The 23,521-nt window shown below is 68.2% G+C and carries 20 protein-coding genes and 1 tRNA gene; 8 read left to right on the plus strand and 13 right to left on the minus strand.

Annotation, left to right across the window (positions count from 1 at the left end; translation table 11 throughout):
* Positions 1-26: 26 nt before the first annotated feature.
* The 4 genes from ACQUQD_RS26315 to ACQUQD_RS26330 all read right to left on the minus strand — a co-directional run bounded on the left by ACQUQD_RS26315 (position 27) and on the right by ACQUQD_RS26330 (position 5,699).
* Positions 27-3,215 carry a glycoside hydrolase family 2 TIM barrel-domain containing protein gene (locus ACQUQD_RS26315; protein WP_428954595.1) on the minus strand — a complete coding sequence of 1,063 codons (3,189 nt, stop codon included), beginning with the start codon at positions 3,213-3,215 and terminating at the stop codon, positions 27-29.
* Positions 3,216-3,328: 113 nt separating this feature from the next.
* Entirely contained in the window at positions 3,329-3,826 is a 498-nt protein-coding gene (locus ACQUQD_RS26320; protein ID WP_428954596.1) for a hypothetical protein, read from the minus strand.
* Between the two features lie 182 nt (positions 3,827-4,008).
* A complete protein-coding gene (locus ACQUQD_RS26325; protein ID WP_428954597.1) occupies positions 4,009-5,220 on the minus strand; it encodes an acyl-CoA dehydrogenase family protein in 1,212 nt (403 codons plus the stop codon).
* Between the two features lie 11 nt (positions 5,221-5,231).
* A complete protein-coding gene (locus ACQUQD_RS26330; protein WP_428954598.1) occupies positions 5,232-5,699 on the minus strand; it encodes an SCP2 sterol-binding domain-containing protein in 468 nt (155 codons plus the stop codon).
* A gap of 105 nt (positions 5,700-5,804) precedes the next feature.
* Between ACQUQD_RS26330 and ACQUQD_RS26335 the strand changes: the two genes are divergently transcribed.
* The 3 genes from ACQUQD_RS26335 to ACQUQD_RS26345 all read left to right on the plus strand — a co-directional run bounded on the left by ACQUQD_RS26335 (position 5,805) and on the right by ACQUQD_RS26345 (position 10,324).
* Positions 5,805-6,479 carry a TetR/AcrR family transcriptional regulator gene (locus ACQUQD_RS26335; protein WP_428954599.1) on the plus strand — a complete coding sequence of 225 codons (675 nt, stop codon included), beginning with the start codon at positions 5,805-5,807 and terminating at the stop codon, positions 6,477-6,479.
* Positions 6,480-6,618: 139 nt separating this feature from the next.
* Positions 6,619-8,550: an AMP-dependent synthetase/ligase gene (locus tag ACQUQD_RS26340; RefSeq protein ID WP_428954600.1), complete on the plus strand. Its 1,932-nt coding sequence runs from the start codon at positions 6,619-6,621 to the stop codon at positions 8,548-8,550.
* Positions 8,543-10,324, plus strand: coding sequence for a GMC family oxidoreductase N-terminal domain-containing protein (locus tag ACQUQD_RS26345; RefSeq protein WP_428954601.1), 1,782 nt, complete (start codon positions 8,543-8,545; stop codon positions 10,322-10,324). The genes ACQUQD_RS26340 and ACQUQD_RS26345 overlap by 8 nt, the downstream gene beginning before the upstream one ends.
* A gap of 14 nt (positions 10,325-10,338) precedes the next feature.
* Here the strand turns inward: ACQUQD_RS26345 and ACQUQD_RS26350 are convergent, their stop codons facing one another.
* The gene (locus tag ACQUQD_RS26350) at positions 10,339-10,770 is read right to left on the minus strand and encodes a cytidine deaminase family protein (RefSeq protein ID WP_428954602.1); all 432 of its coding nucleotides are present in this window, start codon (positions 10,768-10,770) and stop codon (positions 10,339-10,341) included.
* A 102-nt stretch (positions 10,771-10,872) separates the two neighbouring features.
* Between ACQUQD_RS26350 and ACQUQD_RS26355 the strand changes: the two genes are divergently transcribed.
* Entirely contained in the window at positions 10,873-11,094 is a 222-nt protein-coding gene (locus ACQUQD_RS26355; RefSeq protein ID WP_428954603.1) for a hypothetical protein, read from the plus strand.
* A 182-nt stretch (positions 11,095-11,276) separates the two neighbouring features.
* On the opposite strand, the gene ACQUQD_RS26360 is transcribed toward ACQUQD_RS26355, so the two are convergent.
* The 4 genes from ACQUQD_RS26360 to ACQUQD_RS26375 form a co-directional block, all read right to left on the minus strand.
* The gene (locus ACQUQD_RS26360; RefSeq protein ID WP_428954604.1) at positions 11,277-12,341 is read right to left on the minus strand and encodes a fatty acid desaturase family protein; all 1,065 of its coding nucleotides are present in this window, start codon (positions 12,339-12,341) and stop codon (positions 11,277-11,279) included.
* A gap of 35 nt (positions 12,342-12,376) precedes the next feature.
* Positions 12,377-13,483, minus strand: a complete 1,107-nt coding sequence (locus ACQUQD_RS26365; protein WP_428954605.1) for a ferredoxin reductase — start codon at positions 13,481-13,483, stop codon at positions 12,377-12,379.
* A gap of 1,010 nt (positions 13,484-14,493) precedes the next feature.
* A tRNA-Arg gene (locus ACQUQD_RS26370) sits at positions 14,494-14,576 on the minus strand.
* Positions 14,577-14,705: 129 nt separating this feature from the next.
* Positions 14,706-15,464 (minus strand): GntR family transcriptional regulator, encoded by a 759-nt coding sequence (locus tag ACQUQD_RS26375; protein WP_428954606.1) that lies wholly within the window; start codon positions 15,462-15,464, stop codon positions 14,706-14,708.
* Between the two features lie 79 nt (positions 15,465-15,543).
* Here ACQUQD_RS26375 and ACQUQD_RS26380 point away from each other — a divergent pair, with 79 nt between their 5' ends.
* From ACQUQD_RS26380 to ACQUQD_RS26395, 4 genes are all read left to right on the plus strand, one after another.
* The gene (locus ACQUQD_RS26380; RefSeq protein ID WP_428954607.1) at positions 15,544-15,825 is read left to right on the plus strand and encodes a hypothetical protein; all 282 of its coding nucleotides are present in this window, start codon (positions 15,544-15,546) and stop codon (positions 15,823-15,825) included.
* A 513-nt stretch (positions 15,826-16,338) separates the two neighbouring features.
* Positions 16,339-17,070, plus strand: coding sequence for a GntR family transcriptional regulator (locus ACQUQD_RS26385; RefSeq protein ID WP_428954608.1), 732 nt, complete (start codon positions 16,339-16,341; stop codon positions 17,068-17,070).
* Positions 17,067-17,414, plus strand: coding sequence for a hypothetical protein (locus ACQUQD_RS26390; protein WP_428954609.1), 348 nt, complete (start codon positions 17,067-17,069; stop codon positions 17,412-17,414). Before ACQUQD_RS26385 ends, ACQUQD_RS26390 begins: the two co-directional genes overlap by 4 nt.
* A 395-nt stretch (positions 17,415-17,809) precedes the next feature.
* Entirely contained in the window at positions 17,810-20,404 is a 2,595-nt protein-coding gene (locus tag ACQUQD_RS26395; protein ID WP_428954610.1) for a hypothetical protein, read from the plus strand.
* A gap of 252 nt (positions 20,405-20,656) precedes the next feature.
* Here ACQUQD_RS26395 and ACQUQD_RS26400 read toward each other — a convergent pair whose 3' ends face one another.
* The 4 genes from ACQUQD_RS26400 to ACQUQD_RS26415 form a co-directional block, all read right to left on the minus strand.
* On the minus strand, positions 20,657-20,983 hold the full coding sequence (locus tag ACQUQD_RS26400; RefSeq protein WP_428954611.1) for a hypothetical protein: 327 nt from the start codon (positions 20,981-20,983) through the stop codon (positions 20,657-20,659).
* Positions 20,984-21,167: 184 nt separating this feature from the next.
* The gene (locus ACQUQD_RS26405; protein ID WP_428954612.1) at positions 21,168-21,815 is read right to left on the minus strand and encodes a hypothetical protein; all 648 of its coding nucleotides are present in this window, start codon (positions 21,813-21,815) and stop codon (positions 21,168-21,170) included.
* A 364-nt stretch (positions 21,816-22,179) separates the two neighbouring features.
* Complete coding sequence (locus ACQUQD_RS26410; protein ID WP_428954613.1) at positions 22,180-22,320, minus strand: hypothetical protein; 141 nt, start codon at positions 22,318-22,320, stop codon at positions 22,180-22,182.
* A 787-nt stretch (positions 22,321-23,107) separates the two neighbouring features.
* Complete coding sequence (locus ACQUQD_RS26415; RefSeq protein ID WP_428954614.1) at positions 23,108-23,518, minus strand: NUDIX hydrolase; 411 nt, start codon at positions 23,516-23,518, stop codon at positions 23,108-23,110.
* Positions 23,519-23,521 lie beyond the last annotated feature (3 nt).

Genomic DNA, 23,521 nt, shown 5'->3' on the forward strand with positions numbered 1-23,521 from the left:
GGTTGCTCGCGCGGTTCCGCGCGCCCCTACGCGGGGCTTATCCGGTACGCGTAGGTGTAGGTGCGGCCCGCGTGGAGTGTGTACTTGTCCAGCGGGGGCGCGCCCCAGGAGTCGTTGCCGCCGACGCCCGTCTGACGGAGATTGACGCCGAGCACGGTCTCGTCGCGGCGCTTCAGCTCGTAGGGGTGGCGGACGTCCTCCAGGTCGGTCGGCGCGTAGTGCAGGGCGCTGAACTCCAGGAACGGCTCGTCCCGCGCCGGGTCCGCGCTGATGGTGACGCCGAAGCCGGTGCGGTCGGTGAGCGACAGGCGGCGCACGTCCGTCATGTTGCCGGTCTGCTGCGGCCGCAGGTACGCGGCGACCTGGTCGTCGACCGTCGCCCGGTACCGGCCGACGAACGCCCCCGTACGCCGGTCCCAGTAGTTCTCCTGCGGGCCGCGCCCGTACCAGTCGATCTGCTCCAGGCCCGCAGGGATCCTCAACAGGGCGCCCACCAGCGGCAGATCGGGCAGCCCGGCCGCCGCGTCGAGGGTGTGGCGCACCCGCAGCTCCCCGTCGCCGCGTACCGTCAACACCGACCGCCAGGCAGAAGCCGCCGGGTTCGTCGGCAGCGTGGCCGTCACCTCGACGGTGACCTCGCCCGGCGACGGCTGGGCGACGTCCACCTTCGTCACGTCCCGCTTCGCTCCCGCGTCCCGCCAGGTCGCGGCGGTCTTCTGGAAGCCACGCCCGATGTCGTTGTCGGTGGGCCCGCGCCAGAAGTTCGGCACGGGGCCCTCGGCGAGCAGGGCCCGGCCCTTGATCCGGTACGTGGTGAGGGTGCCGGTCCGCCCGTCGACGACGACCTCGACGTCCCGCCCGGTGATCCGCACCGCGCCGTCCGTCCGGTCGAGCCGGAGCGGCGGGAGCGTGCCGGGCGCCGGGTCGGCCGGGGCCGGTGTGTGCCAGTCGAGGGCGAACTGTTCGGCGGCGACGACATGTCCGGCGTCCGCCCACCGCTCCTTGCGGCGCAGCACGAACGCGACGTCGAGGAGGTACTCGGCGCCGGGCTCCGGGCGGGCGGGCCGCCGGCAGGGGATGCGTACGGACCGGGTCCCGCCGGGCGCGATCGCCGGGGCGGCCAGGCTGCCCTCCTGCACGCGCTGACCGTCCCGGGTGACGTGCCAGCGCAGTTCGTAGACGTCGAGCGCGGTGAACAGGTGCTTGTTGACGACGCTCAGCGAGACCGCGTCCCGGCCGCCGAGGTCGTCGGCGCGCGCCGCCACCGGCTGGTAGACCTTCTTCACCTCCAGCAGCCCCGGGTGCGGGGTCCGGTCGGCGGCGACGAGTCCGTTGCCGGCGAAGTTGCCGTCGGTGGGGTAGCCGGGGTGCCAGTCGCCGCCGTAGGAGAGATAGGTCCGCCGGGAGTCGCCCGGCACGGGCAGCCGGACCGCCTGGTCGACCCAGTCCCACACGAAGGCGCCGTGCAGGTTCGGATAGCGCTCGAAGACGTCCCAGTACTCCTGCAGATTGCCCGTGCTGTTGCCCATCGAGTGCGCGTACTCGCACAGCATGAACGGGGTCGCCTTGCCCGACCTGCCGTACTCCTCGACGGCGTCGGGCTTGGTGTACATCTCGCTGTGCACGTCGGCGATCTCGTTCATGCCCTCGTAGTGCACGGGCCGCGAGGAGTCCCGCTCGCGGGTCCAGTCGGCCATGGCACGGAAGTTGTCGCCCGAACCGGCCTCGTTGCCCAGCGACCACAGGATCACGCAGGGATGGTTCTTGTCGCGTTCCACCGAGGACCGCATCCGGTCCACGCAGGCGTCGGTCCACTCGGGCAGGGAGGCGGGCACGGTGTCCCGTACGCCGTGGGTCTCCAGGTTCGTCTCGGCGACGACGTAGAGCCCGTACTCGTCGCAGAGTTCGAGCCAGCGCGGATGGTTCGGGTAGTGGGAGGTGCGGACCGCGTTGATGTTGTGCCGCTTCATCAGCAGGACGTCCTGGAGCATCCGCTCCTCGGAGACCGCCTGCCCGGTGTCCGGGTCGGACTCGTGCCGGTTGGTGCCCCGCAGCATGACCGGTTCGCCGTTGACCGTGAACTTCCCGGGCCCGCAGTCGACCTGTCGGAACCCGACGCGCGTGCGGTGCGTGTCGACGGTCCGGCCGCCGCTGTCCTTGAGGGAGACGACGAGGGTGTACAGGTTCGGGGCCTCGGCCGACCACAGGGCGGGGGAGCGGACCTCGGCCTCCAGCGAGACGTCCTCGCTGTCGCCGACCGCGCCGCTCAGCGTGCCGACGCGGCGCTCGCGGGCGTCGTACAGCACGGCCTCGACCCGGTGTCCGGCGGCCCGCCCGCCCCGCACGGTCGTGGTGAGGGAGAGCGTGGCGTCGCGGAAGGCGTCGTCGAGCCGCGTACGGACGAACAGATCGTGGACGTACGCGTCGTCGGCCGACGGCGTCGAGTACAGGAAGACGTCCCGGAAGATCCCGGACAGGTCGATCATGTCCTGGTCCTCCAGCCAGCTGCCGTCGGACCAGCGGTAGACCTCCACGGCAAGGGAGTTGGTGCCCGCCTTCAGATGCGGGGTGAGGTCGAACTCGGCGGGCGTGTAGCTGTCCTCGCTGTAGCCGACCTGCCGGCCGTTCACCCACACGAAGAACGCGGACTTCACCCCCTGGAAGGAGATCAGGGTCCGCCGCCCGTGCCAGGCCTCCGGCACCTCGAAGGTGCGCCGGTAGGAGCCGACGGGGTTGAACTCCTTCGGCACCGCGGGCGGCTCCGGCTCCTCGTAACCCGTCCACGGATAGGCGATGTTGAGGTAGATCGGCTCGGGGTAGCCCGCCATCTCCCAGTTGGAGGGCACGGTGAGGTGCTTCCAGGCGGAGTCGTCGTAGTCCGGCTCCTGGAACCCGACCGGTCGGGCGTCCGGGTTCTTGGCCCAGTGGAAGCGCCAACTGCCGTTCAGGGAGCGGTGGTACGGGGAGTGTGAGATGTCCGATCTCAGGGCGTCCGTGGTGCTCGCGTACGGGACGAGGCGGCCGGTGCGGGCGGGCTCCCTGTTGACCTGGAACACGCCCGGCCGGGCGTCCCACTCGGGCCCCGCCCCGGCGGCCCCGGCGGCGAACGCCTGCTTCTGCGAGGCGAACGCGGCCCAGCCCGCGAGAGCGGTCCCGGTGGTGGTCGCGAGGAAGGAACGGCGGTTCATCCGGCCCGTGCGGCTGATGCGGCTCATGCGACAGCTCCGAACGGAAGGCGACAAGAACCATCAGCATCGGACGGGTGCACACAGTGACGCAAGGAGGCGTACGTCAACTCATGAGGCGTGCATGTGCCTTTGGGGCGGAGTCAGTCCTCGACGGCCTGGACGAGGACGGCGAAGAAGGTGCCGTCGGTGCCCGCCACCATGCCGTCGAACGTGCACCCCGTCACGCCGCTCCAGGAGTGAGCGTCCTCATGGTTGGTCCACCACAGGGCCCGCGGGCCGAGGAGACCGACGGCACGGGACGCCAGGTCGCGGGCGTCCTCCGGATCCATCAGGGAGCTGCGGTGGGCGAGGTCGACCGAGGCGAACCGGGCCAGCTCCGCGGCGCTTTGGTCCGGGGCCAGCCGCTTCAGGCTCACCTCGATCTCGGTCACGGACGGCTGCTGTTGGACCCAGCTGTCCATCGCGGCCCACTCCGTGGTCGCCCTGCCGGCGATCCGGTGGATCTCGGGAACGAGGTGCCCGCGCCAGGTCGCCGGATCGGCCGGGGCGTGCAGACGGCCGTGCCGCACGTAGGCGCCGCCCTCGGCGAGCCGACGCAAGAGGTCTCCGAGCGTGCTCAGTCGTGCGTGCTGCCGCACCGGCCCTGCCCCCGTCGCTGTATCGGCGCTTCCCTGCCGGGCCCGCAGACACGCCGGGCCCCCAGGGGCCACCCGCCCTGCCGTGTCCCCATGACCGACAGCATCCCGCATGTCCCCGCCGCCGGAGCGTCGAGGACGTATACCGCGTACGGGAGCCGGAGCTGCGGCGCGGGCCCGGCGGGCTACCGGATCTGCCGGCCCGAGATCGCCCGGGCGATGACCAGCCGCTGGATCTCGCTCGTCCCCTCGAAGATCGTGTAGATCTTGGCGTCCCGGTACATCCGCTCCACCGGATGCTCCCTGCTGTACCCGGCGCCGCCGAGCACCTGGATCGCCTTCTCGCTCGCGCAGACGGCCAGTTCACCGGCCCGCAGCTTCGACATCGAGCCCTGTCCGGCGTCGAAGACCTTGTCGTTGCGGGCCATCCACGACGCCTGCCAGATCAGCAGCCGGCACGCCTCGATCTCGGTGCGCAGGTCCGCGAGGGCGAACGCGATCGCCTGGTTCTCGATGATCGGGCGGCCGAACGCCTCCCGGTCGCCCGCGTACTCCAGCGCGTACTCGTACGCGGCCCGCGCGATGCCGAGCGCCTGCGCGCCCACGGTCGGCCGGCTCACCTCGAACGTGGACATCGCGGCCTGGCCGGACGAGCGCGTGCCCTCGCGCACGCGGGCCAGCCGCGCGTCCAGCTTCTCCTTGCCGCCGAGCAGACAGTGCCCGGGGACCCGTACGTCGTCCAGGAAGACATCGGCGGTGTGCGAGGCCCGCAGCCCCAGCTTCCGTATCTTCTTGGCCCCTTCGAGACCCGGCGTGTCCGGCGGCACGATGAACGCCGCCTGCCCGCGCGACCCCAGCGCGGGGTCGACGGAGGCCACGACCACGTGCACGTTCGCGATCCCGCCGTTGGTGATCCAGGCCTTCTGGCCGCTGATCACCCACTCGTCCTTCGCCTCGTCGTAGCGGGCCCGCGTCCGCATCGCCGCCACGTCGGAACCGGCCTGCGGTTCCGAGACGCAGAACGCCGCGACCTGCGGGTCGTCCTCGTCGCCGAAGCACTGCGGCACCCACTCGGCCAGCTGGTCGGGCGTGCCGGAGGAGAAGATCCCGGCGACCGCGAGGGACGTGCCGAACAGCGCCATGCCGATGCCCGCGTCGCCCCAGAACAGCTCCTCGTTGGCGATCTGCAGGGAGATCCCGCTCGGGTCGCCGAACAGCTCCGCGAGGGACTCGAACCCGTACAGGCCGATCTTCGCGGCCTCCCGGATCACCGGCCAGGGAGTCTCCTCGCGCTCGTCCCACTCGGCGGCGGCCGGACGCACCACGTCGACGGCGAAGCCGTGCACCCAGTCGCGCAGGTCCTTCTGGTCCTGATCCAGTTCGAGAGAGAAAGCCATGCCGTCGCCCCCTACGCCTTCGGGATGTCGAAGTAGCGGGTCAGGCCGGCCGCGAGCGCGACATCGCCCGCGATCTTCACCTTGCGCATCATGAACATCGTGACGGGCGAGGAGTTGCCCGACACCAGCTTCAGGAAGTCGGCGTCGCCCATGACGAGCGTGACGCGCGGCTCGGCGTCCGAGCGGCCCTCGGTGACGGTGCAGGTCCCGCCGGTGATCTTCGTCTCGTAGACGGCCTCGGGAGTCTCGCCCTGGCCGGTGACCTTCCAGCGGATGAGCGCCTCCAGGGTCCCGGCGACCTCCGGCTTGAACTGCCGCTCCATCCGCCCGAAGACCTCCTTCAGGACGCGGGCGCGCAACGCGCTGTCCTGCGCGATCTCGTTGATCTCCTTCGCGGACAGGCCCTTCACGATCCGCGCGAACTCCTCGGGCGTGACGCTCGCGAAGTCGAGGGCCGCGATGTCGTCGGCACCGCTCATGGAACTCTCCTAGGTTGTCCGGCCGTTGATCACTTGGCATGGATCTTACCGCTCAGTAAGCTTACTAATTGGTAAGGTTACGGCGACGTAGGTAGGCTGACAAGAGTGACGGGGACATCGGGAGAGGCTCAAGGGCGCACCACGGGGCGCCGGAAGCGCGTGCCGCGGCAGGTGCGCGAGCAGCAGATCATCGACGTGGCCGTGCGGGTCTTCGCCAAGCGCGGCTATCACGCCGCCTCCGTCGACGAGATCGCCGAACTCGCCGGGATCTCCAAGCCGATGGTCTATCTCTACCTGGACTCCAAGGAGGGCCTGTTCCTCGCCTGTCTGCGCCGTGAGGCCGAGCGGCTGGTCGCCGCGTTCCAGGAGGCCGCCCGCGGCGCCGGTGCCGCGCCCGAACTCCGGCTCTACGCGGGCCTCTCGGCGTTCTTCGCCTTCGTCGCCGAGCACCGCGACAGCTGGGTCGTACTGCACCGGCAGGCCTCCGAGCTGAGCGAGGCGATCGCCGGCGCCGTGGCCGAGGCCCGGCGCGCGGTCATGGCCGAGGTCGCGGGGCTGGTCAGGGACGGCATCACGGACAGCGGCCGGGGCGCCCGGCTCGGCGACGAGGACGCCGACTTCGTCGCGCACGCGCTGGTCGGCGCGGCCGACTCGCTCACCGACTGGATGGAGCGCAACCCCGGTCAGCCGCCCGAGGGGATCGCCCTGCGCCTGATGAACATGGTGTGGGTCGGCATGCGCGACGTCCTCGACGGCAAGGCGTGGCTGCCGGAGCGCTGAGGTCGCCGGGTCCGGGTGCCCGGCCTCGCGGGCGGATTCGCGTACGACCCATTGAATTTTCCTTACGCATGAGTAAGTTGACTCCCGAGTAAGTTCCCCGTTCCATCGAACGCCAGCCGCCGCGCGACCGGGAGCCGACATGGGCGTACGCAAGGATCTGAAGCGGGCCAGGAAGCGCAGCGACCTGGCGGACCGCGCGAAGGTCGACCTCGTCAGGGACGAACGGGGCGTGGTCCGCGAGGCCCGCGCCGCGCCGCTCGCCACACCTCCGTCGGACGGCTCCACGCCCGCCGACATCCCGTTCGTGAACGCGGCCGAGGCGCCGGACACGGTCGTCGTGCGGCGCAAGGAGGCGGGGGAGTGGAAGCCGGTCACCGCCGCCGCCTTCGCGCGGGAGGTGACCGCCGCGGCCAAGGGACTGATCGCCGCCGGGCTCGAACCGGGCGGCCGCGTCGCCCTGATGTCCCGCACCCGCTACGAGTGGCAGGTCCTCGACTTCGCGATCTGGGCGGCAGGCGGCCAGACCGTGCCGGTCTACGCGACGTCCTCGCCCGAGCAGGTCGAGTGGATCGTCCGGGACTCCGGCGCCCGGCTGCTGATCGTGGAGACCGAGGCGAACGCGGCCGCCGCGGCGGCCGGACTCGCCGCCCTGCCCGCGGCCGACCGGCCGCGCACCTGGCAGCTCGATGCCGGTGCCGTGCTCGAACTCGCCACCCTGGGACGGGAGATACCGGACGAGGAGGTCACCAAGCGGCGCGCCGCCCTGACCCCCGACACCATCGCGACCGTCTGCTACACGTCCGGCACCACCGGCCGCCCCAAGGGCTGCGTCCTCACCCACGGCAACCTGTACGCGGAGGCCGCCAACACCGTCGAGCTGCTGCACCCCATCTTCAAGGCCATCACCGGACAGTCCGCCTCGACCCTGCTCTTCCTGCCGCTCGCGCACATCCTCGGGCGGACCATCCAGGTCGCGTGCCTGCTGGCCCGGATCGAACTCGGCCACTGCCCGAGCATCAAACCGGACGAGCTGCGGCCCGAACTGCGCTCGTTCCGGCCGACGTTCGTCGTCGGTGTGCCCTACCTCTTCGAGAAGATCCACGACACCGGGCGGGCCACCGCGGAGAAGATCGGGCGCGGCGCCTCCTTCGACCGGGCCGACCGGATCGCCGTCACGTTCGGCGAGCGGAGCCTGGCACGGTTCCTCGACGGCGGGCCGGGACCCGGGCTCGGCCTCAACCTCGCCACCGGCCTCTACGACCTGCTCGTCTACCGCCGCGTCCGCAAGGAACTGGGCGGGCGGCTGCGGTACGCGATCAGCGGCGGCTCCCCCCTCGACCGGGGCCTCAACCTCTTCTTCTACACCGCAGGGATCGTCATCTACGAGGGGTACGGCCTGACCGAGACGACGGCCGCCGCCACCATCACGCCGCCGCTGCGGCCCCGGCCCGGCACCGTCGGCCTGCCGGTCCCCGGCACCACCATCCGGATCGCGGACGACGGGGAGGTGCTCATCAAGGGCCCCATCGTCTTCGGCTCGTACTGGCAGAACGCCGCCGCGACGGACGAAGTCCTCGACGCCGACGGCTGGTTCGCCACCGGCGACCTCGGCGCGCTGGACGACGACGGCTATCTCACCATCACCGGCCGCAAGAAGGACATCCTCGTCACCAGCGGCGGCAAGAACGTCTCGCCCGCCGTCCTGGAGGACCGGCTGCGCAGCCGCTCACCGGTCGGCCAGTGCATCGTCGTCGGCGACAACCGCTCCTACGTCGCCGCCGTCATCACCCTCGAACCGGAGTCCGTCGCCCACTGGCTGAGCGTGCGCAAACTCCCGGCCGACACCCCGATGTCCGAGGTGATCGCCGACCCCCGGATCGTCGCCGCCGTGCAGAAGGCCGTCGACTTCGCCAACGAGGCCGTCTCTCGCGCCGAGTCCATCCGCAAATTCACCCTGGTGGAGGGCGAGTTCACCGAGGACAACGGGCTGCTCACCCCGTCCCTCAAGATCAAACGCCCGGCCGTCATGGCGGCGTACGAGCGGGAGATCGAGGAGCTCTACGGTGCCTGACTCCTCCCCGGCCGAGCACCCGGACGACCTTGACCACGGCAGTGGCGGTGAAGGCGACCATGACTACGACGTCATCGTCGTCGGCTCCGGATTCGGCGGCTCCGTCTCCGCCCTCCGCCTGACCGAGAAGGGCTACCGGGTGGGCGTACTGGAGGCAGGGCGCCGCTACACCCGCGACACCCTTCCCCGTACGTCCCTGAAGCTGCGCGACTACCTGTGGGCCCCGCGCCTGGGCATGTACGGCATCCAGCGCATCCACCTGATGAAGAACGTGATGGTGCTCGCGGGCGCCGGGGTCGGCGGCGGCTCGCTGAACTACGCCAATACGCTCTACGTCCCGCCGCCCGCCTTCTTCCAGGACCGGCAGTGGGCGGACATCACGGACTGGCAGGCCGAACTCGCCCCGTACTACGACCAGGCGCGGCGCATGCTGGGCGTGCGCACCAACCCGACCACGACCGAGGCCGACGAGCTGCTGCGGGCGGCGGCCGGGAAGATGGGCGCGGGGGACACCTTCCGGCTGACGCCCGTGGGCGTGTTCTTCGGCGACGGGCGGGACGCCGACACCACGACAACGGCCGCGCCCGGCACCGAAGTTCCCGACCCGTACTTCGGCGGCGCCGGCCCCGCCCGCACCGCCTGCACCGAGTGCGGCTCCTGCATGACCGGCTGCCGGGTCGGCGCCAAGAACAGCCTCACCGAGAACTACCTCCACCTCGCCGAACGGGCCGGCGCCGAGGTCCGCCCGATGACCACCGTGACCGCCGTCCGTGAACTGCCCGACGACGCCGGGTACGAGGTCACCACCGTGCCCACCGACAAGCCCCGGCGCGGCCGCCGCACGGTCCTGCGGGCCCGCCGTGTCGTCCTGGCCGCGGGCACGTACGGCACCCAGACCCTGCTGCACCGCATGAAGACCGACGGCACGCTGCCCCGGCTGTCGCAGCGGCTCGGCGTGCTCACCCGCACCAACTCCGAAGCGCTGGTGGGAGCGCTGACCTGGCCGCGCCGCCTCGGCCGCAAGGACATCGACTTCACCCGCGGCGTCGCCATCACCTCCTCCGTCCACCCGAACCCCACCACCCACATCGAGAACGTCCGCTACGGCAAGGGCTCCAACCTCATGGCCCTGATCTGCGTGCCGCAGTACAAACAGAACCTGCCGAAGCCGGTCGCCGCCGCCCTCGCCTTCCTGTCCCATCCCGTGCTGGTGGCGCGCACCGTGCTGCTGCGGCGCTGGTCGGAGCGGACCATCATCGGGCTCGTCATGCAGACCCACGACAACTCCCTGACGACGGGCCTGACCCGGCGCGGGCTCCTCACCGCCGGACAGGGCCACGGCAGCCCCAACCCCGTGCACATCCCGGAGGGCTGGCAGGCGGCCGGACTGATCGCCGAGTCGATCAACGGCTTCGCCGGCACGAACCTGGGCGAGCTCCTCGGCAAGCCCCTCACCGCCCACTTCCTCGGCGGCTGCGCCATCGGCGACTCCCCGGAGCGCGGCGTCATCGACCCCTACCACCGGCTGTACGGGCATCCCGGCATCTCGGTGGTGGACGGCTCGGCCGTCTCCGCGAACCTCGGTGTCAACCCGTCCCTCACGATCACGGCGCAGGCCGAGCGGGCGATGTCGTACTGGCCGAACCGGTCAGAGCCCGACCCCCGGCCCCGGCAGGGCACGGGCTACCGGGAACTGGCACCGGTGAAGCCCCGCTCGGCGGTGGTGCCGACCGGGGCGTACGGCGAACTGCGGCTGCCGTGGGACCGGGCCTGAGCCGACTCGGCGCTTCACCCGGCGTCCTGATCGGCGTCGAGCTGGTGATCGGCCCACACGTACGTGGCGGGCAGCAACTCGCCGATCCGGAGCGTTCGGACCGGCTCGCCCGTGCCCTGGCCGACGATGACCTCGATGTCGGGGAAGTAGTCGAACAGGGCCTGGCGGCACCGGCCGCACGGCGGAACGACGCCCCGGTCGCGGTCGCCCACGGCGACGATGGTGGTCAGCTCGTACGCGCCCTGGGCGGCGGCCGTGCCGATGACGACGAGTTCCGCGCAGGGGCCGCCCGTGAAGTGATAGGCGTTCACCGCGGTCACGATGCGGCCGTCCCGGGCGCGGGCGGCGGCGGCCACGGTGTGGTTGTCCCCGCGGCAGCGGGTGCGGGCGACGTGGGTCGCCGCCTCGACGAGCTCGTGGTCGACGTGGTGTGCCTGCGTGGTCATCGTCTCCGCCTCTGCCTGGACCCTGCTCTGTCGCCGCCGCTGTCATTCAGGGTCTCAGGGGCCTCACCATTCAAGGCCTCCGGGGCGCATACTGACGTCACGATGACGAAGCCTCCCGCGCCCCGGCGCCATCTTCCGACAAGCCCCTTCAACGCTCCGTCCGCCGCACCGCCCAAGCACTTCGAACTGGGGGACCGGGTTTCGCACGACCGGTACGGTCTGGGAAGGATCATCGGCGTCGAGAGCGGCGTGGCGATGCTCGTCGACTTCGGCTCCCGGCAGGCCCGCATCAGCAGCCCTTACACGCACATGGACAAGCTCTGACGCTCGTGCGCGGCGCCACCGGCCCCGGACGCCTCCCGTGACCGACCGGAAGGCGACCGGGGCTTCGTCGTCGCCCGCTTGCCCGGCCCGGCGGTTCGCGGGCTTCGGCAGCGGAAGCCGGCAGCCGGGCCCGACAGCAGCGCGGTCCAGCCGCCTGCGCCCGTCCGCCGTCCGCGCCGGCCTCAGGACGGCAGGGCGTGGCGCAGTACGCGGCGCCACATCGATGCGTACTGGCGCCACAGGGGCCCGGTGACGTACGGCAGGCCGTAGCGGGCGCAGATCTCCTCGACGCGGGGGGCGAGTTCGGCGTAGCGGTTGCTGGGCAGGTCGGGGAAGAGGTGGTGTTCGATCTGGTGGCTGAGGTTGCCGGAGAGGACGTGGAACAGCGGGCTGCCCTCGATGTTCGCGGAGCCCTGGATCTGCCGCAGGTACCACTCGCCCCGGCTCTCGCCCTCGATCTGCTCCTCGGTGTACGTGAAGGTGCGCACGTCGTCGGGGAAGTGACCGCAGAAGATGATCGTGTGTGCCCAGATGTTGCGGGCGGCGTTGGCGGTGAGGTTGCCGAGCAGACAGGGCACCGCGCTGGGTCCCGCGAGGAGCGGGAAGAGCAGATAGTCCTTGGCCGACTGGCGAACCGCCTTGCGCAGCAGGCCGGTTGCGTCACCGAGCAGGGCGCGCAGGCTCTTGCGGCCGGCCGGTACCGCGTCCACCTCCAGGTCGTACAGGGCGATGCCCCATTCGAAGACGGGCGCGAGCAGGGCGGCGTACAGCGGCTGGAGCAGGTACACCGGGTGCCAGGGCTGGTCCGGGGCCATGCGCAGGACGGTGTAGCCGAGGTCGCGGTCGCGGCCGACGACGTTCGTGTACGTGTGGTGCAGGTGGTTGTGGGTGTGTTTCCAGGCGTCGGGCGGGGTGACGAAGTCCCAGTCCCAGGTGGTCGAGTGGATCGCCGGGTCGCCGAGCCAGTCCCACTGGCCGTGCAGGATGTTGTGGCCCAGTTCCATGTTCTCCAGGGTCTTGGCGACCGCGAGCAGGGCGGTGCCCGCCACCCAGGCGGGCGGCAGGAGGGAGACGGCGAGGGCGCAGCGGCCGGCGACCTCGCAGCCGCGCTGTACGGCGATCACGGTGTGGATGTAGTGGGCGTCGGCGGGGCCGCGGGCGGTGACGATCTCGGCGCGGAGACGGTCGAGTTCCCGGCCCAGGTCCTCGGCACGGGTTGCGTCGGGTGCGGTGGCGGGCTGCGCCATGAGGACTCCTCGGAAGAGCGTTGGTGGTGCCGGCCTCAGAGGTCGAGCACCAGGGGACCCGCGGCACCGTTGACGCAGGTCTGGATCAACTCACCAGGGCCGCCGTGCGGTTCGCCGGTGCGCAGATCGCGCACGCGCCCGTCGACGAGCGGGACGAGGCAGCCGAAGCACAGACCGCGTCGGCATCCGTAGGGCATCGGGACGCCCGCCGCTTCGCCGACCGCGAGGAGCGGTGTGCCGGCAGCGGCGTCGGCCTCCACGCCGCTGCGCGCGAACCGCACCCGGCCGCCGACCGCGTCCTCGCCGTGCGAAAGCACAGGTGCGAGGCGGAACCGCTCCACGCGCAGTCGGTCCCGGGCGTCCGCGGCCGCCCACTGCCGTTCGGCGGCGTCGAGCAGCGCGGCCGGTCCGCATGCCCAGGTGTCCCGGTCACGCCAGTCCGGGCAGAGCGCGGCGATCCGGTCCGGGGTCAGTCTGCCGTCGTGACGCGTGTGGGTGAGGCGGACCCTGAGCCAAGGCGACGCTGCTTCCAACGAGGCCAGTTCGGCACGGAAGAGACACTCGGCCGGTGTCGGCGTGCTGTGCAGGAGCACGGTGTCGGGCACGGGGCGGCGGCACCGGGCGAGCGTGCGCAGCATCCCCATGACCGGGGTGATGCCGCTGCCCGCCGTGATGAACAGGATGCGGTCGGGCAACGGATCGGGCAGCGTGAACTCGCCCTGCGCCGGGCCGAGTCGGAGCACCGTGCCGGGCCCGGTGCGGTACACCAGGTGAGGGGAGACACGGCCGTCGGCGTGGGCCTTCACGGTGAAGGTGACCTCACCGGGCCCCGCCCCCTGCCCGAGCGGTGGTGACGGCGACGTGATCGAGTACGTACGCCAGTGCCGTACGCCGTCGAGCTCGACGCCGACCGGCAGATACTGCCCGGCCCGGTGGCCGTGCCAGCCCCTGCCGAGACGGATCGTCAGGGTGGCCGCACCGGGCACCTCCCGCCGTACCGCGGTGACCCGGCCCGCAGGATGCCGCGCCGACCACAGTGGATCGAGCATGCCGAGATAGTCGTCCACGGCGAGCGGGCTGGTCAGCCGGTTCACCACCGACGCCCACGGAAGGGAACGCGGAACCCGGAACCTCCAGGCCATGCGGGCCCCCTTCACTGCGGTCCGCGGCGCCTGATCCAGGCGCCGCAGCACCCGAGCGAAGCACACAACACGGCGCGCCACACCACCGCCGGAGGCTTCGCGCCATGCGCCGCATGGCGGGTTCGCCACCGGTCCGGATCGGATGCGCCGGTGTCGAAGTGGCGCGGGGCACCCTCGCGGACGGTACGGGCGCCCCGGCCGAGGGGCAGCCACGGCGAACACCGGCCACCGTGCCGGCGGGACGGCGGCCAAGTCGGTCCGGAAAAGGGCGAGTCCGGTGCCCGCGACGACGAGTAGCGCGCGGTCGATCGGGCGGCCGCCTTGAGCGCGTCGGGCCGAAGCCCCCACACCTGGCCGCCCGTACCGGAATCGGCGCATCCAGACTGGTACCGCGGCCCCGTACCGCCCCTGTCCTGGGTCGGGCTAGTCTGAATGAGTACAAATCAGCCGCGCTACGACGGCTCGAGGCAAAGTCCCCGGCCCCTGGACGCTTCTGGCACTCCACCGCAGAGAAGACCGCGTCCTGGCATCTCGGCCCGGGCACCCCACCCTTCCCTGACCCACCCCTGCGGGGACATCCCCGCAGCCCTGCACGGCCGGTTCCCTATCTGCGTCAGCACGGACCCGGTCCCATGCCCTTCAGGCCTGTTCCAACCAGGGCTTACTCCCGCATGCCCCGGTGCCGGAGGGCTGGTGCGCAGTGCCGCCGTGGAGAGGACACGGCGGCACTGCGCCGATGGCCGCCGCCGACCGGTCACCCAGCCCCGGCGGCGGCCTCACGCACGGCGCCATGGACAGGCGCGGCTCGACGCCCCGGACCGGGCAGCAGCGATCTTGGCCTGGATGAGGTGCCGATCCCGGGCCGGGGAGCGGCTTCACGCCTTTCTCACCGCCTTGCACTTCACCCCCGCGCCGCCACAGGCGCCCGCCCCGCCCCCTTCCGGGCGAGCAGGGGCATCCCGTGCGGACAGCAAAAAGGCCCTACCGAAGTAGGGCCCTGTGTGGAGAGGCGCCCCCGGCAGGACTCGAACCTGCGGCCAAGCGCTTAGAAGGCGCTTGGCTTATCGAGCGGTGATGCTGCTCTGACCTGGGCGCTCATCTGCCCCGTCGACGGCCCGCTGCCGGACTTAGACACGCATTCGACATGGTCCCGCTGAACGGCTAGTCGTAGACGGTCGCGGCCATGAGTGCCCGCGCGAAGAACCGCCAGTCCCCGTCGGGCTCACTGGCGGTTGATGGGGATCTCGTAAACGACCTCGCAGAGAGCGGCGGGCACGACGATGTCGGCCGTCTCGACCGGCCGCCCCTGGTCGCTGTAGTAGGTCCGCCGAATGTGAGTAACGAGTGCGGACTTCTGAATCCCAAGGAGCGAGGCCTCCTCGGCGCTGGCCTGTCGCGGCTCGGGCTGCTCGACGGCATGACTGACGATGACGCCGATCGCGGCCATCCGATTCACGACTCCCGCGCCGGCGTGTGGCCCACCCTCGGGCAGCACGACGAGGGTTCCGGCGGTGAGGTCGTACGGCTCCCAGCTCGTCGACAACTGGACGGGCCGACCGTCAGCGAGAAACTCGTACACGGTCCGGACGGCCAGATCACCCTCGTCGATGCCGAGCCGCCCCGCGATCTCAGCAGGTGCTGGCACCTTGGCTTCGGTACGGCTCTCCCAGTCGCCCTGCTTGCCCGCGGCCCTCATGTCGGCGCGAAATGGCGACCCGCTGGGCTGCTCACGCGCCGAGGAACGGACGACGCGCACACGCTGACGAGGTGCGGCGACATAGGTCCCGGACCCGGCACGCCCCTCAAGCACGCCTTGTGAAATCAGCAGCTCTTGAGCCCGGCGGATCACGTTCTCACCGACGCCGCACTCTTCGGCGATCTGGGCGCGCGAGGGGAGACGATCCCCCGGCGCCCACTCCTGGTCCGCGATCCGACGGCGAAGCACGTCAGCGATGCGGAGGTACGGCGGCTGCTCAGGCATATGGAAAATCTAGTCCACTAGCTCTAATCTAGTTAACTAGCTTGACGGAGAGTGATTACAAAGTGACGGGGGCGGAGCTGTGTCTGCTGTATCGAGTGCAGACGTCGAAGGCATCACTGCTCGCCTGACCGCGCTGGGTCTCACTCCTCGCGTGACAGAGCACGCCCATCACTTGGTGATCGAGGCGGAGGTACCGGATTCGCTCCCCGCCGAGAAGTGGCGGGAGGCCCTGAAAGCAGTCTCGGAGGCCGACCGATTCGGCCTCCTGGCCAACAGCCTCAACGGCCGCACGTTATGGGCCGCCGTACATACAGAGACCCCCGCGACGGGCGACGTCCGAGGGTCTGGCCATCAGCGATAGGAGCTGATCAGCGTGTTCAACGGTAGTTGTAGTACGTCCATCGGCACATGGCACACCCCGCCCGTGGGCTTCGTACCGACAGGAGCCTTCTGATGTCGCTGAGCAAGCCCCCTGGGGTCTCCCGCGAGACCCCCGTTCCCTACAAGTCGAGCGCGTGCACGGTCGGTAAGCACAGCGCATGTGCCCAGTCCGCACCCACCGTCTCCGTGGCCGACGTCCCCCTGATCTACGAGACGTGCGGCTGCGGTTGTCATGTAGTGGCCGCCAGGAGCAGCGCACCGGAGCTACCCCGGTGAGGGCATGGACGCCGAGTGGAGCGATGGCAGCTCAGGTCGAGATCACCGCGACCAATATCCGGCGCGAGGACGTCATCAACGTCGGTGGCAGTCCGCACCGAGTAGTTGACCTCATCCAACTTCCCGGAGGAGCCAAACAGGTCCGGTTCGAGTCGGGCGAACTCCTGACCATGGGCTCACGAACTCGCCTGATCGCCCTCCGAGTGTTGAGAAGGCGGTGACCGAGACCGTGCCTTCCCGTCGCCAGAACATCGCCGACGACATCCGGACCCAGATCGCGGCCGGCGAACTCAAAGCAGGCGAACGCCTCCCATCCGAAACAACCCTCGCTTCGCGGTACGGAGTGAGCACATCAACGCTGCGAAGTGCCCTGGCCCTCCTCCAGAGCGAAGGCCTGGTCGAGAAGACCCATGGCAAGGGCAACTTCGTCGGTCACGCGTCGCGTCGTCACACATACGCCGGCGGTGGCCGAACGCAATTTGAAGCCAGCGGCGTTGACCCGACGCTACGGGTCACCGTCCGCACCACTCGACTCCAGGCGCAAGGACACTTGGTTCCCCTGCTGCGGGTGCCGGCGAACACGGAACTGACTCAGTTCCTGTGCGGGACCTCCCCACACAGCCTGGCGCGCATCTACATTCCATCCGATCTGCCGCCGAAGAGCCTGCCCTGTGGGCCGCCTTCGTGCCGGGCCTTCGGAACGAGGTTGGCGGAGCACTGCCCACCGCCGACAGAGATCCGAGAGCGTCTCACAGCCCGCCTACCGACGTACGAAGAAGCCGAGACCCTTCGGATCGGTTCCACCCTCGCGGTGCTCGCCATCACCCGCGTGACGATCGACGCCACTGGACGCGTGATCGAGGCGGCGCACCTCGTCCTTCCCAGCCACCGCGCAGACGCGTACTTCATCACCCGCGCCGCGCCCGCAGAGAACAGGAGGGAAGGATGACGACACCGAACGAGCTGCGACTCCTCCCTTGGTCGGGCCCCGACGGCCAGCCCTGCTACTTGAGCACCGACAATGCGGACAGCTACTTGTCCCGCCTGGCCGACAACACCGAAGCCATCCACTTGGGAATGGCTGCCGAAGTCCTGGACCAGGCTGTCGAGCTGCTTGCCGGGGAGAAGGCGACACCGAACGACTTGCGCCTGGTGGCGAAGGACCTCGCGGGTGCTCTGAGGACAACTCTCAGAGTTGCAACAAGCCGTGGCCGGCGCTTGTCGCAGCCGGACGCCGCCGATCTGGAACCAGGTGATGTAGGCCCCCAACTACCAGCATCGGCCTTCGGCTAACCATTCAACGCACGGACCGACGGAGAGCATCGGGAACAGCCCATGCTCTCCGTCACTGCTGTCTGCACCCGAGGACGAAGGTCCGATCAGATGCTTGGCCGGTGCGAAGGTAGTCCGACGCCCCTCGTCGTTGACTAGGACACGGTCGACCCATCGCGTGGACGGAGGGCTGGGCTTCCACTTGGTCCGAGCCGTCCCGGTGCCGCCCATCGAAGTATTGCCTCATGTTGCGCGGACCCCTGACATAGAGGCAGGCGTCGCCTACTGTGTGGAGGCTAAGGGTTGGAGGGGGCACCTTGTTACACACTCGAATGACGCGTGCGCGCCTGTACGTACTTGTGGATTCTTTCGAATCTGATGTGCGGCAAATGATTCTACGCTTCGTCCTTGACCACATGAGCGAGACGGAAGCTCTCGGGGACAGCCATTCACGGGCAGCGGAACGTCGACATGCTGATTCCAGCGATGATGAGTTGTCTATCGTCGAGTACCTCGACATGCGCGAGGCGTACGACATTCTGAATCGGCATCGCGAAGCACTGCCGGTGGAGCTGGCTCGAGAATTGCGCCACGGAACGCCTCGGATGGACACACTAGTCCCCATCCGTAATCGCGTCATGCATGGTCGCCCTCTTCGGACAGGCGATGCAGAGAGCGCAGTTAGCATTTGCCGAGAATTTAAGAGTCGTTTCTGGCCCACGCTCAGGGATGCTCTAGACCGCCTTAATGCCGAGCCCGAGTGGGAACCTGCATTCAACGGGTCCAACAGACGGTACTCGGATCGAATTCTACACAACCTTCCACCGTTCGATTACGACGATACCGGCCTAATTGGGCGCGGGCAGGCATGCAGTGACATAGTTAAACATCTACTTCGTCGCCGAGAGCCGATGATCACCATTACGGGAGAAGGGGGCATCGGAAAAACGGCTCTCGCGTCCGACGTGGCCTATTCTCTGCTGGATAACCCAGAATCCCCGTATGAGTGCATTCTTTGGACCTCGCTGAAAACGGAACGACTTACCGCTAATGGTGTTGTTGAAATTGCCGGAGCAGTGCGAGATATCACCGGGGCCACTCGCAGTCTCGGAAAGGTCCTTGCTGACGATTTCAAAGGCGGGGCCGAGGAGCTATCCGAGGCGTTGGAGGGAATTGAAACACTACTCGTTATCGATAACCTTGAAACGGTAAGCGGTAGCGAAATAGTGACGCTTTATGAGACTCTCCCTGACAATGTGACTTACCTGATGACCAGTCGGATCGGAATAGGCCAAATCGAGCGACGCATTCCTCTGCCTCCCCTGGAGTTGAAATATGCGCAGACGCTCTTCCGGTCGTTTGCAAGGATTCGGGGTGGCCGCGCAGAATTCCTTGCAGGGCTGAAGCAGGAAACCGTCGAACAGATCGTGACTCGGTTGCGCTTCAGCCCACTTGCCATTCGATGGTACGTCCTGTCGGTTGAATCAGGACGCGAGCCACACCCTACGCTGACCGATCAAGACGACTTGATTGATTTCTGTGTCCGTTCTGTTTTTGATGCCCTGAGTGACACTCCGAAAGAGATCCTGTCTGTCCTCTATGCTCTTGACCGGTCATCAACCTTTGATGAACTAGCGGTCCTTACGGATTCTCCTCTTGATGATCTAAACCGGGCTGTGAAGGAGCTTAGCGCTGGCTCACTGGTCACGGAGAAGCGGGATGCCGAGGACGAGTTGGTCTCCCGGGTTCAGATAACCGAGGCGGCGCAGCATTTCCTCCGCCGGGTATCCCCTCCAGCCAAAACAGACATTAGCCGGACACTATTGCGAGAACAAGAGTTCAAGCGCTCAGAGGAGCAGCGCCGAACTGACGAGAGCAAGCGCCAATTTGCTCCGAATGCCGTGAGGGTGCGCACATCCCACGATGAACCCACGGCACATCTACTGCGACTAGCGCTGGCGCAATCACGAGCAGGTGCACTGGAAAAGGCTCGTTCCTATCTCACGCGAGCGCGGGCATTGAATCCAGAGTATTGGGAGGTGGATCGCGTTGAAGCGTTCATTCTGTCGCAGAATGAACAAATTGAGCAGGCGTCTTCCATCTATCGATCGGCTTTGCGGAAAGCTGACGAGGCCGGGGCGGCTATAGTCAAGTACTACTTTGCTGGGCATCTTGCAGGTCGTGCTCATGATGTCGAGGCCGCCCTTCCACTTGCAGAAGCGGCGCACGAGCACTTGCGGACCGCAGATACAGCGCAACTGCTTGGGAAGATCAACCTGTGGGCTCGAAACTACGAAGAGTCCCAGGTCCACCTTGAGTGGGCTCTGGATAACATGACCGGCCGGGGACGACTCCGACTGATCATTCTAACGAGTCTTGTGGATTCCTGGCGTCGATGGTCCGAGTCGCTATTGGAAGATGACCGTCGACCTATTGAGGCGGCCCACAAGGCATCAGCTGGTTTTTCGCAAGGGATTAGGGAGCTAGATTCAGGCGCGTGGGACAAGCGTCTCGCAGAGATGCTACTGGAGAGCGCAAATGCATTTTTGAGAGCACTCGGTGAGATAGGCGTTTTCCCTCCCGAGTTCGAGGCTGATGCAATTCGCGTTCTCAAGGGAGTGAAACGCCATTCCGTCCTGTTTGAGCGTTGCGCGGCGTGGCGTCATTTTCCGGGAAGGGTCGGGAGGCTGTATCGCCTCTCCGGGATCGGGAACGAAATATCCAGCCTTTGTGAAGGGCTGGTGAATGTGGCCAAGCCCAGCCTCGAAGGTCCATCGGAGTCGTCTCCTCGGGGCATCGTAAAGGCTTGGCGCGGAACGTACGGATTCATTTCGCACCCCGACTACCCGAACGATGTATTCTTCCCTGGAGCTGTTGTGCAAGAGGTGGACGGGGTTAAGTGGGATTCCGCTAATCCGGTAGGGATGCACGTGGTGTTCGAAGTGGGTGAGCACGGAGATAGGGACCGGCCGCGGGCGAATCTCGTAACCCCCATACTTGCAGACGAATGATGCGGCCTCTCTGAAGTTCCCTTAGGCCGGCGGATTCTTAATGACTGAGGCAAGCCACGAGGAGAGGCCCGCCCCACGGTAGGGAGCGGGCCTCTGTCCAGCGTAATCCCGAGGAGACGTGAACCCTGCCCCTCGATGCGAACTACAGGCACGGGGGTTGCTGAGGTCTCCTGGGCTGGTCACGAACCAGCTCAGGACTGCGAACAGTCGTCTGCGGTCCGTGCGGTTGCTGTACTTCGCTGCTGTACCGCATCACAGGTCCACTCGGGACTCCGATTCGCGGGAGTCCTGCCGCAACACGACGTGGGCCGGCCTGAAGGGCAGGCTACGCAGGGTCGGTTCCATGACCTTGAAGAGAGCCCTGGCGTCCGTGCCGTGGGCATAGAGCACGGCTTCGCCTCCGCCGAACTCGTTCCCGTCGACCTCGCCGACTCCCGCCGCCTCGACAGCGGAAGTCATGGCCCGCTCTGCGTTGTAGATGGCTGCACGCTCCGCAGGCGATCCGTACTGGTCGTCGCTCAAACGGTAGTGAGCAATGACGGCCTGCTCAGGTTCAGGGAGATCAAAGAGTGTGTCCATGACTGCACGCTCCCACCTGGCTCTGACATCAGGCTCTGAGCTTGGGAAGCTTGTTTGACTCAGGGGGAGTTGGGCGTCTGACCTGCGGAGGATCTGTCCTCCGAGCGCCCATCGCCGGTGACGCGTTTCCCGCCGTTCCCCGTGGTTCCCCGCTCAACCTGGCACGGAACTGGCACGGGGTATCTCAGCCCAGCGGGGTCCGGCGGCGCCAGCGGGCTGACGCCTTTCTGATCCGCCGAGTCCGCCACCAGTCGCCGAACTCTGAGCCCCACCCCCGCGTCTTCAGGATCAGGACGTTTTCCGGATCGCCGGGGCGCTCACCCAAGGTGTCCAGAGCGCCGAGGTACAGAACGCGCTCGTGGTCCCAGTTCGCTCCGATGAACACCCAGAAGACGGGATAGCGGGCAGCCTTCTTCAACGTGGCGATGATGGCGGCGCCGTCATCCGGTGAGGAGGTCAGCACGACGACCGCGAGCGTGTGGCCGGTTAGCTCACCCGTCGCCTCGATGATTGCCTTCAGCGTCGGAGCGAGCGCAAATCCGGCTGGCCCGAAAGCCTTGCTCTTTTTCACCAGACGCTCGGCTGCGTTCCTCTTCCGCTCCCCTCGCAGGGCGTCGACCGGGTCGCCCTTGGCGAACCACTCGTCGACCCAGGGCCCTATGTCTTCAGCCCTCGGAACTGGAACTCGGACTGGGTTCTGCTGAAACACCCAGAACCCGGCAGGCGGCCCGCCGAAACTCCTCAGGGCCATCTCCACACAGAAGCGTGCGCCGTCGAGGGCCAGAGAGTCCAGATCCCCCTTGGGCGCCCCCATGGCTATCGCGATATGCATGCGAACCTCCTGCGCGGCGTGGGACGGGATCCTCTACGACCGGGGTGTCCCCGTCAAGCGCTGAGCAACCTTGAAAACCGTCGTGGCGAGAGTCACCGTGGGTTCAAATCCCACACCCACCGCGCAGGTTGAAGGCCCCTGACCAGGAACATCGGTCGGGGGCCTTCGTCGTGCGCGCTGTCCGTTGGTGACCGTGATTCCCCGTGAGTTCCCGGTCTATCGGGCACGGATGGGGCACGGGCGCCTTCGGGTCCGTAGCTCTATGCGGGTCGGTCATCGACGGTCTTACTGGACCTGTGTCGGACCGGTACGGCTTGAGATCAACAAGCTCGCCAAGAGGACTACTCCAAAGTTGCGCGGGCGATCAACCAAAAGCAAGGGTCGCCAAAGAGGCCACCAGCACTGCCGAGGCGACCACAATGACCGCCAGGTTGAATCGCCCATCTGTGATCCGTTCGGGCGTTTCGGCGTTGCCGAGGGTGCGCGGATCGTAGACCAGTTCCATCGACTCCCCGACCCGTGCCGGTGGGAAGGTGAAGGGTCCTAGGATCGCCACCCGTACCGATCCCTCGACCGAGTACCTGACCTGTACGTCGACAGTGCCATTCGACGGGGCGCTTATGTTGATGCACGTCCCGGTGGCTCTCACTCCGTGCACCCGCAGCGCCCGTCCACGTTGAAAGATGCGTGCTGCGAGGCCAAGCACAAGCAGGGACAGTACGGTGCCTAGGACTGCCATCCCGTTCATGCGGTCCTCTCCTGACGCTTGCTCAGGTAATACATAGCCCTAGATGACGTGTGCACGGCGGATTCTGTCACTGATGCTCGCGGATATCCGGCGCTTGCACCTCAACCCACCACCCAACCCCAGCTCCCATCCCGTCCGCCGTCGACCCACACGCATGTGGAGCGGGCGTGGTTCATGGCGTCCAGGTGGAGCGCGCCACTGTACGAACGACCTGGACGCCATGGGCCGCGTCTGCTCGGCTCTGCCTGGGTCGACGGTGGACGGGATGGGAACCCACCACGCTCGCCACGATGTGCCCGCGGCCGGGAACGGCGCCCCCTCCCACCCGGTGCCGGCCGATCCCCCGCCGGAGGCATCGTCTGTGACTGTGGGCCGAAGCGCGTCGGGGGCTCGACTCATGCTCTCCGGGCCTATCCACAGTGGGCGGGCGTCGGCGCAGCCGGGGCGGAGCGGGCCGGAGGCAGGAGCGGCGCCCCGAGCGGAGCCGGGAAGCCCGCCCGGCGGAGCGGAGCGCAGCCGGGTGCTTGATGAAGTAGGGAAAGTTCTATCGCGCTGGCGTCAGGCGCTTGCCGTCATGGCTCCGGACATGGGGTCCGGCCCCATCGAGGGCGTCCAGGAGTCGGATCGAGTAGACCTCGGCCATGTACTGCGTGACCTCGTCGGGGGTCAGCCACTCAACTGCCGTGGATTCGCTCGACGTTCGCTCGATGCCGCCCGCGGGCTTGCAGCGGAACACCAGGGCGACGACGCCTCGGGTCGTGTTCTTGTAGACCCCGGTGAGTTCGACCACCTCGATGTGGATGCCGGTCTCTTCCCAGACCTCTCGGCGTACGCCGGCCTCGGGGGTCTCGTCGAGTTCGAGCACGCCGCCGAGGAGCTCCCAGTGGCCGTTGTCCGCGCGGCGGATCGCCAGCAGTCGGCCGTCATCACGGACCACCACTCCGGCTACGGACACGGA

It is taken from the genome of Streptomyces sp. cg35, from assembly GCF_050410835.1.
Taxonomy (GTDB): Bacteria; Actinomycetota; Actinomycetes; order Streptomycetales; family Streptomycetaceae; genus Streptomyces.